Here is a 12797-nt window from a genome sequence, read left to right on the forward strand (position 1 = left end):
GCGCGTTTAGCTGTGGTGATCGACAATGGCAATCTTGGCCTATGCCGATTGTTTGCTTTTGTTGAAGCGCCGCTGGATCGAACGGCCTGCGATTATCCCCACGCCGAGCATCAGGAAAGCTGCGCCAGTCGGTTCAGGCACGGGCGCACCGTCATCCGCGTCGTATCCGATTATGCGGCCATCTGGTCCGCAGCCGATCCCTCCTGGAGTGCAGAAGCCCGAGGTTGTCGTGGTGCCGCCGACGCCAAAATTGCCCGAACTGCCAGTGCTACTGGTGCTGCTCGACACCATTCCGCCGCCATCTGACCCGCTGGTCGAAGCTGGCGGTGCGTCTTGCGCGCTGACCGAGTAGCTAACGAGGCATGCGGAAAAAATTGCAGCCGTTACTGCGACTTTGATGCTCGATCTGTCCATTCGCGCAGTTTCGCAGCGAAGCCCAGTTGATCAATTGGGCCGAAGCGACTGTTGCAATCTGGCACAGGATCGCTGCTGCTATCGCACGCCCGATTTTTTTGGTCGCGAGAAGGTGAGTGCCGAAACCCTAATCCTTGCGCCCGTCCATCCGCCAAGGGGGAAAGCGGCGGTTGGTGCCGCCTCGGAAAAGGCAGATTTCATTGCCTGCCGGATCGTGCAGCCGTGCCTCTCTCCAGCCCCAGCTCTGATCGCTGACATCGGAAGAGAAAGACAGGCCAGCGGCTTTGAGCGCCTCGACCGTTTCGTCCAGCGTCTCGACCTCGAAATAGACCACTGTCGTGGGTGCGCTAACCGCTTCGACCCGGTGGAGCGAAAATGTCTCTCCGCTCGGAGTTTCAAACCGCGCATAGCGGGGCGGGGCGTCGACAATCTGCGTCAAACCCAGCGCCGTATAGAATTGCACCGAAGCCGCATAATCCGTGCAGCCGACCGTGACCTGATTGAGCCGCATCTTTGCCCCTCAGGCTAAGCGTTATGAACCGCTTTGATCCATGGGCCGAAGGGCGAATTGCCGAGCCATTCAACCTGCACCTGCGCGGTAAGAGTGTTGATCGCGACCTGCGGCTTGCCCCCAGGATGAACCGGGCGGCGCAGCGGGCGGGTGCCAGCTGGCATCGCGATCACCGCTGCCATAGCGCGGGGCACGTCCATTGGATCGGTCGAGCCGCCTCCGGTGCGCTGGCCAAGCCCTGAGATAAGAGCGGGGTAGCCATCGGTGTGCGTGCCGTCAGAACGTTCGAGCAGCGCGAGGCTGTTGGTGTTGGCATTGGACCAGATCATCGTCGGATAGCCGCCCGGTTCGATCACGGTCACATCGATCCCGTGCGGGACCAGCTCATAGGCGAGGCCTTCACTCAGCGCTTCGAGCGCAAATTTGGTCGGCGAATACATGCCATAGGAAGGCGCGATCACCCGGCCAAGCTGCGAGGAGACGTTGATAATCAGCCCGCTCTTCGCCGCGCGCATCGCGGGCAGGGCGGCGCGGATCATACGCTGCGGGCCAAAGACATTGGTGTCGAATGTGTGCTTGGTCGCCTCGAGATCCTGAATTTCAACCGGGCCGCCATACGAGATACCGGCATTGTTGATCAGCACATCAAGCGCGCCGCCATTGATCCGCTCGGCCTCGGCGACACCAGCGGCGACTTGCTCGTCGGACAGGACGTCGATTTCGATGATGTGAATGTCGAGACCGTCGGCCTGCGCAAGCTCTGCCAGTTCAGTGGCTTCGGTGCGGGGAAGATTGCGCATTGTGGCAAAGACTGTCGCGCCGTGACGTGCGAAATGCTCCGCTGCGAGACGTCCGAAGCCGGTCGAGCAGCCGGTGATGAGCACGCTCTTGCCAGACAGGTCCGCTACAACAGGCAGCACATCTTCGGCAGCGAGCGTAGCGGTGACCGCGAGCGCTCCGGTAGCGGCGGCTCCGGCGAGTAGGGAGCGGCGATCAAGTGCGGGCATTGTTAGCCTCCAATCGGGCGAGCCAGTCTTCCAGCTCGCGGGGGTTCTTCAGACGGATGATCTTGTCGTGCGATCCCGATAGCAGCTTTTCGGTGCGCGGTCGGGCCCTGTGGTTCCACGCCGCAATATAGAGGAAGAACTCCAGATTGAAACGCTCCGGGCACCCATCCGCCATGTCGGGGCGGCTGCGCCCGCGAAATTGCCAGACCCGCTTGAATGCGCGCCAGAGGCAGAGGCGAATGGGAAAGTCGAGATAGACGATCGTGTCCGCGCGGGCGATGCGCGGCTCCATCGTACTGCCGTAATTGCCGTCGATAATCCAACTATCGCTGGCAAGGATCGGGGCGAGGTCGGCGTGCAGCTCTTCCTTGCTCCCTTCGATCCAGCCCGCGCGCCAGTGCAATTTGTCGAGATGGTGCAGCGGCAATCCGAGCAGATAATGGATGCGGTGAGAGGCCGTGCTCTTTCCCGCCCCGCAAGGCCCGATCACCATCAAGCGTTGCATGGGATTAGTCCTGCATTCGCAGCGCAACGTCGCTCATAAAGCGCGGGTCATCACCTTTGGCGAGCCATTCGGCCTCGGCGCTGATCGCTCCGAGCATGGCGACCAGCGCGTCTTGTTCGGACTTTGCATAATTGCCGAGCACATAACCGCTCACGCGGTCCTTGTGGCCGGGGTGGCCGATGCCAATGCGCACGCGGCGGAAAGCTCCCCTGAGCCCTGTCGAAGGGTCGGGGCCGAGATGCTTGTCGATTGAGCGCAATCCATTGTGGCCAGCCGTGCCGCCGCCTTGCTTTACCTTCACCTTGAAGGGGGCGAGGTCGAGCTCGTCATGAAAGACCGTCAGCGCGTCGAGATCGAGCTTGTAGAACCGCATCGCCTCACCGACGCTGCGCCCGCTTTCATTCATATAGGTCGCGGGTTTGAGCAGCAGGACTTTCTCGCCGCCGATGCGCCCTTCCTGCACCCAGCCGGAGAACTTCTTCTGGATGGGACCAAAATTATACATGTCGGCAATGACGTCCAGCGCCATAAAGCCGACATTGTGCCGCTGCATCGCATATTGCGGTCCGGGATTTCCAAGGCCTGTCCAGATTTGCATGGAGGCCATGTAAGCGCGCTACCCATAAAACAAAACACCGGACTGGTTTCCCAGCCCGGTGTTTTGGTGATTTCTCGAATTGAGAGCTAGGCTAGGTTTAGCCTTCGCCGCTTTCTTCGCCGTCTTCATCGCTCTTCTGAGCGGTGGCTTCGACTTCATCAGCTGCGATCTCTTCGCCTTCGGTCTCTTCCTCTTCGCTCTTCTTGAGCGCGGACGGAGCGACCAGCGTGGCGATGGTGAAGTCGCGATCGGTGATCGCGCTCACGCTGCCTTCGGGCAGGTTGACTTCGCTGATGTGGATCGAGTCGCCGACTTCCTTGCCGGTGACATCGATTTCGATCTCGCTTGGGATCTTGTCGGCTTCACAAACCAGTTCAAGATCGTGACGGACCACGTTGAGAACGCCGCCCTTCTTGAGGCCAGGCGAAGCTTCTTCATTGGTGAAGACAACCGGGATCGAAACCTCGATCTTCGAATCGCGTGCCAGGCGGAAGAAATCCGCGTGGGTCGGGCGATCGGTGACCGGGTGCAGAGCGACGTCCTTTGGCAGGGTGCGGATGGTTTCACCGCCAAGATCGATCTTCACAATCGAGTTCATGAAGTGGCCGGTCATCAGCTGACGGACCAGTTCCTTTTCCTCAACATGGATCGTTACGGGTTCTTCCTTGCCGCCATAGATGACTGCGGGAATCCGACCTTCGCGGCGAAGTGCACGGGAGGCTCCCTTGCCTGCCCGTTCGCGCGCTTCAGCCGGCAGTGTAAGAGCGTCGCTCATAGATAATGCCTTTCGAATGCATATTTGAAATGTTCATATCCGGCGCGCCGCCTCCAGGGATGACCAGAACGCCGAAGGGCGCGCACATAACGGGTGGCGGGGAAAACGCAACCTCTATTGAGGAGTGTCGTTGCCGCTATTCGACGCGGCGGACTGTGTATCCTTCAGCCTCCAGCATCGCCGGAAGCCCGTCGGGGCCGACTATGTGCGCGGTTCCGACCGCCACAAGCGGCTTGGCACCAGCGCGCAAGTTCTCCAGCAGCACCGGCATCCAGCGCCGATTGCGGTCCACCAGCAGTGCAGCGCGAAGTTCCGGATCGGCCATGATCCCTTCGCTTGTCGCGGCTTCGATCACCGCCAGATCACCGCGTAGCCATGCCTGCGTGAGCCATCCGGGATTGTCGCGCGATCCAGTCCATTCACGCACGGTTCCCTCGAGCAGATCGCGCTGATCCTCCTCGGCAAGCTGGTCGAATATGCCCAATTGCTCGCCCGGTGTCTCGAACCCGCGCACAGGGCGTCCGTCAAACTCGCGGATGAGCGCCCGGTCCACCCCGTTATCTGGTTCCCCAACGGCTCCAACCTGCGCGAGCAGGATCGCTGCAGCCCATGTCTCGGTGTCGTTAAAGCGTTCGGGAGTAGCCTCCGAAAGCGCAATCATCTCTCTCAGGTCGGAATGCAGCGCCGGATCAACTCGGGGCGGAAGCGGACCAAGATCGGGAGTGGTCGCAAGCTCTGCAAAGGTCGCCGCTATCGCTGCGCGATTGTCGAGGCCGGGCACTTCGACCAGCAGGATATCGGCCTCGCGCACGACCCGATCAATCGCGGGATTTCGCCACTGCGTGTCATCGGGAAGCGCATGGATGGTGCCGAGTATCCACCCTTCGACGCCCCCTTGCGCATCGGTTATTTCGTATAGCAGCGGGGAGGGCGGTTCTTCGCTGGCACTCTCACCGCCCCCGCCACTCCCGCCGCATCCGGCGAGAGCCAGAAGCAGCGGGAAAGCGAAGAAGCGGCGAAGAATGCGTGTCACTGTCAGCGCCTTACTGGACGCGCGTGGTCTCGATATCGCGCTCGGCAAGGTAATCCTGCACGCTGCGCTCACCGGCGAGATGGCCTGCGCCAACTGCGATGAAAACCGTGCCCGGAGTGCTTTCCAGCCGCTCGTCGATCCATGCAGCCCAATTGGCGTTGCGGTTGTAGAGCAACGCCTCGGCCATCGCCTCGTCGTCGAGATCCTCGTTCATGATTGCGGCCAGACCGTCGGCATCACCGGCGACCCATTCCGCGACCATCGCGTCGAGCGTGTCCTTGACCTCGCCCATGCCTTCGACCGCGGCCATCAGGAACTCGACCTGTTGGTCCTGCGGCAGGCTATCAAAGATGCCGAGCTGGAATTCGGCCGTTTCGAGCGCGTCTTGTGTGGCATCGCCCGCCTTGCGCAGGATCACCTTGTCCACGCCAGCTTCCAGATCGTAGCCCTGTTGGAGAAGCGGGAACATGGTGAGCGTTAGTCCCGCCATCCACGGCTCCAACCGGTCAAAAGCCGGTGCCGGAATGCCGAGGCTCGCAAGGCCAGCCTCATAGGCAGCGGTCTGTTCCTCATCGAGGAGCGAGCGCAAAGTCGTGCCATCGGTGAAAACGCCGTTCTCGAGCGCAAGCTGTTGCATGGCCGCTTCGCTATCGGGGTCCATGCGCAGCTCGGTCACGATCGTATCGGCTGATGACAACGCCGCGTCGATTTCCGCATCGTACCACACGACGCTGGGGTCGAGCGCGTGGACGGTGCCGAACAGATAGATCGTGGTGTCCTCGTCGGAGACTTTCCAGAGGGCGGGGCCTTCAGGACCGCTGGGCAGCTGCGCAAGCTCTTCTTCGAGATCATCATGCGCCTCTGCCAGAGCAGGAGTGGAAGCAAGCAGCGCGAGCGATGCGGCTGTGGTGGCAATCAGGGTGCGTAATTTCATTGGTGCGATCCTTTCAGGAAGCGAGTGTATAAGTGAAGGATAGGATGGAAGAATTCAATTGAAGTTCGGTGTTCAGACAAATCGCCGGTAGAGCCACGTCGCAGACCAGATCACCCCGATGATGCAGAATACGATCATCGGGTCTTGCTCCGGCAGCCATCCGGCTCGGGTGGCGAGCCACCATGCGGGGACAAGGATGAGATAGAGGTGGGCGGCGATCAGACCTCCGTCTGAATAGGCCGCAGCTTCATGCTCATCGACGGTGCGCCACCACTTCCAGGTGATGATAGGGACAAGCAGCGCCCAGACCGCGATCCCGACAATTGCAACTTGCGAATTTATCGGGTCATTCGAAAAGAGCCTGAGTTCACCCGGCCCGGTAGCGATGGCGAAATAGATGCCGAGGACGAGACCAACTCCCATCGCGCCGATGAGCATATTGCGCGCTTTGCGGGTGCTATCGGATAAGAGCTCACCTTCGCCCGCAGGCCACAATTTCCATGCGCAAAGGGGTACAAGCAGCAAGGTCAGCCCTAATCCGGCCATGATGCCCAGATCGAGTGCCGAGGGGCCTCCTCGCTCGATCACCGCAGTCGTGAACCCGGCAAACGCTCCGGCGGCAAAGATGCTTACAGGTCCTGCAACCGCCGTGATCAGGGTTTTGCGTAGGGTGGATGACATGCCGCCATCGCGATCCATGCTGTGTTGATTGCTGGTCATGCGCTGTCTCCATTGCTGGCACTGGTGTCGTTGAAAATTTCCTCAATGCTCATCCCGAAAAGCCGGGCGATGCGAAAAGCGAGAGGAAGGGAAGGGTCATGTTTGCCGGTCTCGATCGCGTTCACGGCCTGCCGCGATACATCGAGCTGCATGGCAAGCTCTGCCTGTGACCAATCGCGTTCGGCGCGCAGGACTTTGAGGCGGTTTTTCATAGCTCTGATATCGTTCTCTGGTGTGGCTCGGTTGCGAATCGTGTGTCAGGTTTCCCTTACTTTATGTCGAGAGTTGCTGACCATGTCAAGGTAACCTGACATTCAGTCATGTTGACCTGATAGAAGCCGCGATCTCCCGGTCTAATCCCGTGTGCAAAAATGCCTCATGCTGCGCTGCGGCATTGACCCTCAAGGGGGCATGAGCCATTGCGCAGGCCATGGAATCAGAGGTCAAAACCGGTCTTTCCGAATCGGGGGCAATCACCCGCGATCCCACCCGTTCGTTTCAGGACATGATCCTGACGTTGCACGATTTCTGGGCAGCGAATGGATGCGTGATCCTGCAACCCTATGACATGCGCATGGGGGCGGGGACGTTTCACACCGCGACGACCCTGCGCGCGCTCGGTCCGGAGCCTTGGAACGCGGCTTTTGTCCAGCCATGCCGCCGCCCGACCGACGGGCGCTATGGCGAAAACCCCAACCGGCTCCAGCATTATTACCAGTATCAGGTGATCCTGAAGCCTTCGCCGTCCGACATTCAGGAACTGTATCTCGACAGCCTCAAAGCCATCGGGATCGACCCGCTGCGCCACGATATCCGCTTTGTCGAAGACGACTGGGAAAGCCCGACGCTCGGCGCGTGGGGGCTGGGCTGGGAGGTCTGGTGCGACGGGATGGAAGTCACCCAGTTCACCTATTTCCAGCAAATGGGCGGCTTTGACTGCAAGCCGGTCGCGGGCGAGCTCACATACGGGCTCGAGCGGCTGGCCATGTATATCCAGGGCGTCGACAGCGTGTACGACCTCAACTTCAACGGTCGCGGCGTTTCGTATGGCGAGGTCTTCCTCGAAAACGAAAAGCAGATGTCCAAGTGGAATTTCGAAGTCGCCGACACCGACGCCCTGTTCGACCTGTTCACCAAGGCTGAGGCCGAGTGCCAGAACGCGCTCGCCAATGACGTGCCGATCGCCGCATACGAACAGGCGGTCGAGGCGAGCCACGTCTTCAACCTGCTGCAAGCGCGAGGCGTCATCAGCGTGCAGGAACGCGCCAGCTATATGGGCCGGGTGCGCGATCTGGCGCGCGGCTCTTGCGAGAAATTCGCCAAGCTCAACGAAGAGAAATGGGCGCGGGACTATCCGGAATGGAGTCTCGTCTGATGGCTGATTTCCTCCTCGAACTGCGCTGCGAAGAAATCCCCGCGCGGATGCAGAAGGGTGCGCGCGGCGAACTGGAAAAGCTGTTCCGCCGCGAGATGGACGCTGCCGGCGTCAAAGCGGGCGAGCTGACAATCTGGTCCACCCCGCGCCGCCTTGCGCTGATCGCGCGCGGATTGCCGACCGAGACCGAGGCTGTGCGCGAAGAAGCCAAAGGTCCTCCGGTGGGCGCTCCCGATCAGGCGGTGGACGGGTTCTGCCGCAAGAACGGCGTCTCGCGCGACCAGCTGGAAGAGCGCGAAGTCAAGGGCCGCGCTACATACATTGCCGTGATCGAAAAGCCGGGTCAGGCCGTTGCCGACCTGCTCGCCGCAGCGATCCCGGCGATCATCCGCGATTTCGCATGGCCCAAGAGCATGCGCTGGGGCGAGGCGTCGATCAGCAGCGAAAGCACGCGCTGGGTGCGCCCGCTCTCCGGCATTATCGCGCTGCTCGATGGCGAGGTTGTGCCATGTGTCACTGACGGGCTAGCTACTGGCCGCACAACGCTCGGGCACCGGTTCCATTCGCGCGATGAAATAGAGGTCAGCGGCGCGGATGACTACGCCGCGAAGCTGCGCGACGCCTATGTCATCGTCGACCACGAAGAACGGCAGAACATTGTGCGCGAAGGCGCTCGCAAAGCCGCCGAAGCAGCCGGGCTAAGCCTGGTCGAAGACGAAGGGCTGGTGGTCGAGAATGCGGGCCTGACCGAATGGTCGGTGCCGCTGCTCGGGCGCTTTGACGAGGACTTCCTCGACGTGCCGCCCGAAGTCATCCAGCTGACCGCACGGGTGAACCAGAAATACTTTGTGTGCACTCGACCCCCAGCGCAGGCTGGGGCCTCCAACGACAATCGCCAACCTCCCGAGGTCCCTGCCTCCGCAGGGACTCGCACATTGGCCAACGCCTTCGTCTGCACCTCCAATATCGCCTCGCACGATCCCGCAGTGGTGGTCGACGGCAACCGCAAAGTGCTCGCCGCAAGACTGGCCGATGCGCGCTTCTTCTGGGAATTGGACCAGAAGAAGACGCTCGCAGAGCATGCCAAGGGGCTGGAGCGGATCACGTTCCACGAAAAGCTCGGCACAGTCGCGGATAAGGTCGATCGAGTGGCGAAGCTGGCCGCGTGGCTCGTCTTCGATGCGAAGGAGCCCAATGGCGATCACCAGTTGACTCGGCAGGCGGCCGAGCTCTCTAAGGCCGACCTCGTCACCGAAATGGTTGGTGAGTTTCCCGAACTGCAGGGACTGATGGGTGGCTATTACGCCGCACGGGAAGGGTTGCCGGTAGAGGTGTCCGACGCCATCCGCGATCACTACAAACCTGTGGGTCAGTCGGATGAAGTACCAACTGCGCCCACAACGGTTGCGGTCAGCCTCGCCGACAAACTCGACAATCTGCTAAGCTTTTTCAAGATCGGTATTCTGCCGACAGGCTCGAAGGATCCCTTCGCACTGCGCCGCGCAGCGCTTGGCTATATTCGACTGATTCAGGCCAATGGCTTGCGACTTTCGCTCGATGAAGTCGTCCATGCTTGGGATAGCCGGCCCAATGCTGCGTTGGCCGAGAAGCTCGCGGTGTTCCTCCTCGATCGTCTTGGCGTGCAACTGCGCGATGAAGGTGTTCGCCATGACTTCATCGCTGCGTCACGCGATTGGTCGGGTAATGTCGATACGCGGATTGACCGGGTCGAGGCGCGGGCTAGGGCGCTCACGAGCTTCGTCGCAAACGAAGATGGCACCAACCTGCTCGCAGGCTACAAGCGCGCGGCCAATATCCTCAAGAAAGAGGAGTGGCAGGCTCCCGAGAACCTCGATGGTAAATCGCTTTCCTACACGCCCGAAACGGCCGAAAAAGCTCTGATTGATGCGCTTGCCGATGCGGCGCCGAAGGCGGCTGCTGCGGTGGCGGAAGAGCGCTTTGAAGATGCGATGTCGGCGCTTGCGAGTTTGCGCGCGCCCATCGACGCCTTTTTCGAGGATGTGACGGTCAATGATGACGATCCAGCCAAGCGCGAGGCCCGCCTCAACCTTCTCGCCAGCTTTACGCGCGCGGTCGGCAATGTCGCCGATTTCAGCCGGATCGAAGGCTAGGGGCTAAGGTGACGCATCGGGCGGTCTATTCTGCAAGTATCCTCAAATATTACAAACAGATGGGCCAAGGGGAAAGTTTTTCAAAAACCCCATTTGCGCGGTCCATGACAGGGAAGAATTGATGACAAGCACAGTCTATACCTTCGGCGGCAACGCGCCCCACACGGATGAGCGCCAGAAGGACAAGACGATCACCGGCGGCAAGGGCGCGAACCTTGCCGAGATGGCCAGTATTGGCCTGCCGGTCCCCCCGGGCTTCACCATCACGACCGAGGAATGCGTGCGCTACCTCAGCGAAGGTGAAGCGTTCAGCGATGCCCTTCGCGGCGAAGTCACGCAGGCGCTTGCCCACATCGAAAGCGCAGTTGGCAAGCGCTTCGGCGATGCCGGCGATCCGCTGCTCGTCTCGGTCCGCTCGGGCGCGCGGGTGAGCATGCCGGGGATGATGGACACGGTCCTCAATCTCGGCCTCAACGATGCGACGGTTGAGGGGCTTGCGAGCACCAGCGGAGACGAGCGCTTCGCATGGGACAGCTACCGCCGCTTCATCCAGATGTACTCCGATGTGGTGCTCGGCCTCGATCACGGCCTGTTCGAAGAAGCGCTCGAAATCGTTAAGGAAGACAACGGCTTCTACGCCGATACCGAGCTGTCGGCAGATGACTGGAAGGCGCTCGTCACCGAATTCAAAGGCATCGTCGAGAGTGAGCAGGGCAAGCCGTTCCCGCAGGATGTGACCGAGCAGCTATGGGGCGCAATCGCGGCTGTGTTTGACAGCTGGGACAGCGACCGCGCCAAGGTCTATCGCCGCCTCAACGACATTCCCGCTGACTGGGGCACCGCAGTGAATGTGCAGGCGATGGTGTTCGGCAATATGGGTGAAACGAGCGCGACCGGCGTCGCCTTCACCCGCGACCCCGCGACCGGCGAGCGCGCCTATTACGGCGAGTATCTCATCAACGCGCAGGGCGAGGACGTGGTCGCCGGTATCCGCACCCCGCAATACCTGACCAAGGCCGCGCGCGAGAATGCTGGGGCCAAGCCGCTCTCGATGGAAGAGGCGATGCCCGAGGCTTACGGTGAGCTGGCGCGCGTGTTCGACCTGCTCGAGAACCACTACCGCGACATGCAGGACATCGAGTTCACCGTAGAGCGCGGCAAGCTGTGGATGCTCCAGACGCGCTCGGGCAAGCGCACGGCCAAGGCGGCGCTCAAGATGGCGGTCGACATGGTTGGCGAGGAGCTGATCGACAAGCGCGAGGCGGTGCTGCGGGTGGACCCGATGGCGCTCGACCAGCTGCTTCACCCGACGCTCGATCCGGAGGCTGCGCGCAATGTGCTGACCAGCGGCCTGCCAGCATCGCCGGGCGCAGCGGCGGGCAAGATCGTGCTCGACGCCGACACCGCAGAGCAATGGGCAGGGCGCGGCGAGAAGGTGATCCTGGTGCGGGTCGAAACCTCGCCAGAGGACATCCACGGCATGCACGCTGCGCAAGGCATCCTGACCGCACGCGGCGGGATGACGAGCCACGCAGCGGTGGTCGCACGCGGCATGGGACGCCCCTGCGTCTCGGGCGCGAGCGCGGTGTCGATTGACCGGCAGGGCCGCACTCTGCGGATCGGCGCTCAGGAGCTTAAAGAGGGTGACGAGATCACGCTCGACGGGGCGAACGGGCAAGTGATGCTGGGCATTGTGCCGACGGTTGAGCCGGAGCTGGCTGGCGACTTTGGCACGCTGATGGTGTGGGCCGATGAGCTGCGCCGGATGCGTGTGCGCACCAATGCCGAGACGCCCGCCGACTGCAAGATGGCGCGGCAGTTCGGGGCGGAAGGGATCGGCCTTTGCCGGACCGAGCACATGTTCTTCGACGCTTCGCGGATCAGTGCGGTGCGCCAGATGATCCTCGCGGAAGACGAGCGCGGACGGCGCGCGGCGCTGGAGCAGCTGCTGCCCGAACAGCGCGCGGACTTCACTGCGATCTTTGAAGTGATGACGGGTCTGCCGTGCACGATCCGCCTGCTCGATCCGCCATTGCACGAGTTCCTGCCGACGCGCGATGAGGACTTTGCCGACCTCGCAGACGCGACGGGGCTGGGGGTGGACCACCTCAAGCGGCGCGCGGACGAGCTGCACGAATTCAACCCGATGTTGGGCCATCGCGGCTGCCGTCTGGGGATCACCTACCCTGAAATCTACGAGATGCAGGCGCGCGCGATCTTCGAAGCGGCTTGCGATGTGCAAGCATCCTCAGGCGCGGCGCCGCTGCCCGAGATCATGGTCCCGCTGGTGGCGACACGGCGCGAGCTGGCGATCCTGCGCGAGCTGGTCGAGCGGGTGGCCGAGCAAGTCTTTGAAGAGAAGGGCGCGCGGGTCGACTACCTAGTCGGTACGATGATCGAACTGCCGCGTGCGGCTCTGATGGCGGGCGAGATCGCGCATGAAGGCGCGTTCTTCAGCTTTGGCACCAACGATCTGACGCAGACGACCCTGGGCGTGAGCCGCGACGATTCCGCGCGCTTCCTCGCGCCTTACGTGGAGAAGGGCATCTTCGCGCGCGATCCGTTTGTCAGCCTCGATATCGAAGGGGTCGGTCAGCTAGTCGAGCTTGCGGCAGAGCGGGGCAGGGCAACGCGGGGCGACATCAAGCTGGGGATCTGCGGCGAGCATGGCGGCGATCCGGCGAGCATTGCGTTCTGCGAGAAGGTGGGCTTGGACTACGTCAGCGCTTCGCCTTACCGCGTGCCGATTGCGAGGCTCGCAGCGGCGCAGGCTTCGATGAATGACTGATCGCG

Annotated in this window: 13 protein-coding genes; 3 read left to right on the forward strand and 10 right to left on the reverse strand. The window is 61.7% G+C overall.

Annotated features, from left to right (window positions below; genetic code table 11):
- Positions 1 to 39: 39 nt before the first annotated feature.
- The 10 genes from Q0887_RS03940 to Q0887_RS03985 form a co-directional block, all read right to left on the reverse strand.
- On the reverse strand, positions 40 to 414 hold the full coding sequence (locus Q0887_RS03940; protein WP_299192509.1) for a hypothetical protein: 375 nt from the start codon (positions 412 to 414) through the stop codon (positions 40 to 42).
- Positions 415 to 541: 127 nt separating this feature from the next.
- On the reverse strand, positions 542 to 925 hold the full coding sequence (locus tag Q0887_RS03945; RefSeq protein ID WP_299192511.1) for a VOC family protein: 384 nt from the start codon (positions 923 to 925) through the stop codon (positions 542 to 544).
- A gap of 14 nt (positions 926 to 939) precedes the next feature.
- Entirely contained in the window at positions 940 to 1932 is a 993-nt protein-coding gene (locus Q0887_RS03950) for an SDR family oxidoreductase (RefSeq protein WP_299192512.1), read from the reverse strand.
- Positions 1919 to 2437 carry a topology modulation protein gene (locus tag Q0887_RS03955; protein WP_299192514.1) on the reverse strand — a complete coding sequence of 173 codons (519 nt, stop codon included), beginning with the start codon at positions 2435 to 2437 and terminating at the stop codon, positions 1919 to 1921. The genes Q0887_RS03950 and Q0887_RS03955 overlap by 14 nt, the downstream gene beginning before the upstream one ends.
- 4 nt (positions 2438 to 2441) lie before the next feature.
- Entirely contained in the window at positions 2442 to 3035 is a 594-nt protein-coding gene (pth, locus tag Q0887_RS03960; protein ID WP_299195222.1) for an aminoacyl-tRNA hydrolase, read from the reverse strand.
- A 97-nt stretch (positions 3036 to 3132) separates the two neighbouring features.
- The gene (locus Q0887_RS03965) at positions 3133 to 3810 is read right to left on the reverse strand and encodes a 50S ribosomal protein L25/general stress protein Ctc (protein ID WP_299192516.1); all 678 of its coding nucleotides are present in this window, start codon (positions 3808 to 3810) and stop codon (positions 3133 to 3135) included.
- 136 nt (positions 3811 to 3946) lie between these two features.
- Positions 3947 to 4843, reverse strand: coding sequence for a TraB/GumN family protein (locus Q0887_RS03970; protein WP_299192518.1), 897 nt, complete (start codon positions 4841 to 4843; stop codon positions 3947 to 3949).
- Positions 4844 to 4853: 10 nt separating this feature from the next.
- Complete coding sequence (locus tag Q0887_RS03975; protein ID WP_299192520.1) at positions 4854 to 5777, reverse strand: TraB/GumN family protein; 924 nt, start codon at positions 5775 to 5777, stop codon at positions 4854 to 4856.
- Between the two features lie 72 nt (positions 5778 to 5849).
- Positions 5850 to 6497: a hypothetical protein gene (locus Q0887_RS03980; RefSeq protein ID WP_299192522.1), complete on the reverse strand. Its 648-nt coding sequence runs from the start codon at positions 6495 to 6497 to the stop codon at positions 5850 to 5852.
- Positions 6494 to 6709 (reverse strand): helix-turn-helix transcriptional regulator, encoded by a 216-nt coding sequence (locus tag Q0887_RS03985; protein WP_299192524.1) that lies wholly within the window; start codon positions 6707 to 6709, stop codon positions 6494 to 6496. Before Q0887_RS03985 ends, Q0887_RS03980 begins: the two co-directional genes overlap by 4 nt.
- Positions 6710 to 7002: 293 nt before the next feature.
- On the opposite strand from Q0887_RS03985, the gene Q0887_RS03990 reads away from it, so the two are divergent.
- From Q0887_RS03990 to ppdK, 3 genes are all read left to right on the forward strand, one after another.
- Entirely contained in the window at positions 7003 to 7872 is an 870-nt protein-coding gene (locus Q0887_RS03990; protein ID WP_299195225.1) for a glycine--tRNA ligase subunit alpha, read from the forward strand.
- On the forward strand, positions 7872 to 10004 hold the full coding sequence (gene glyS / locus Q0887_RS03995) for a glycine--tRNA ligase subunit beta (RefSeq protein ID WP_299192525.1): 2133 nt from the start codon (positions 7872 to 7874) through the stop codon (positions 10002 to 10004). Before Q0887_RS03990 ends, glyS begins: the two co-directional genes overlap by 1 nt.
- A gap of 121 nt (positions 10005 to 10125) precedes the next feature.
- Positions 10126 to 12792, forward strand: coding sequence for a pyruvate, phosphate dikinase (gene ppdK / locus Q0887_RS04000; protein ID WP_299192527.1), 2667 nt, complete (start codon positions 10126 to 10128; stop codon positions 12790 to 12792).
- Positions 12793 to 12797: the final 5 nt, after the last annotated feature.

The organism is uncultured Erythrobacter sp. (assembly GCF_947492365.1).
In the GTDB taxonomy this organism is placed as follows: Bacteria; Pseudomonadota; Alphaproteobacteria; order Sphingomonadales; family Sphingomonadaceae; genus Erythrobacter.

Excerpts from the sequence above, each read along its gene's own strand:
- Q0887_RS03940 (WP_299192509.1), bottom strand. The coding sequence starts at position 414 with ATGGACAGATCGAGCATCAAAGTCGCAGTAACGGCTGCAATTTTTTCC.
- Q0887_RS03945 (WP_299192511.1), bottom strand. The coding sequence starts at position 925 with ATGCGGCTCAATCAGGTCACGGTCGGCTGCACGGATTATGCGGCTTCG.
- Q0887_RS03950 (WP_299192512.1), bottom strand. The coding sequence starts at position 1,932 with ATGCCCGCACTTGATCGCCGCTCCCTACTCGCCGGAGCCGCCGCTACC.
- Q0887_RS03955 (WP_299192514.1), bottom strand. The coding sequence starts at position 2,437 with ATGCAACGCTTGATGGTGATCGGGCCTTGCGGGGCGGGAAAGAGCACG.
- pth (WP_299195222.1), bottom strand. The coding sequence starts at position 3,035 with ATGCAAATCTGGACAGGCCTTGGAAATCCCGGACCGCAATATGCGATG.
- Q0887_RS03965 (WP_299192516.1), bottom strand. The coding sequence starts at position 3,810 with ATGAGCGACGCTCTTACACTGCCGGCTGAAGCGCGCGAACGGGCAGGC.
- Q0887_RS03975 (WP_299192520.1), bottom strand. The coding sequence starts at position 5,777 with ATGAAATTACGCACCCTGATTGCCACCACAGCCGCATCGCTCGCGCTG.
- Q0887_RS03980 (WP_299192522.1), bottom strand. The coding sequence starts at position 6,497 with ATGACCAGCAATCAACACAGCATGGATCGCGATGGCGGCATGTCATCC.
- Q0887_RS03985 (WP_299192524.1), bottom strand. The coding sequence starts at position 6,709 with ATGAAAAACCGCCTCAAAGTCCTGCGCGCCGAACGCGATTGGTCACAG.
- Q0887_RS03990 (WP_299195225.1), top strand. The coding sequence starts at position 7,003 with ATGATCCTGACGTTGCACGATTTCTGGGCAGCGAATGGATGCGTGATC.
- glyS (WP_299192525.1), top strand. The coding sequence starts at position 7,872 with ATGGCTGATTTCCTCCTCGAACTGCGCTGCGAAGAAATCCCCGCGCGG.
- ppdK (WP_299192527.1), top strand. The coding sequence starts at position 10,126 with ATGACAAGCACAGTCTATACCTTCGGCGGCAACGCGCCCCACACGGAT.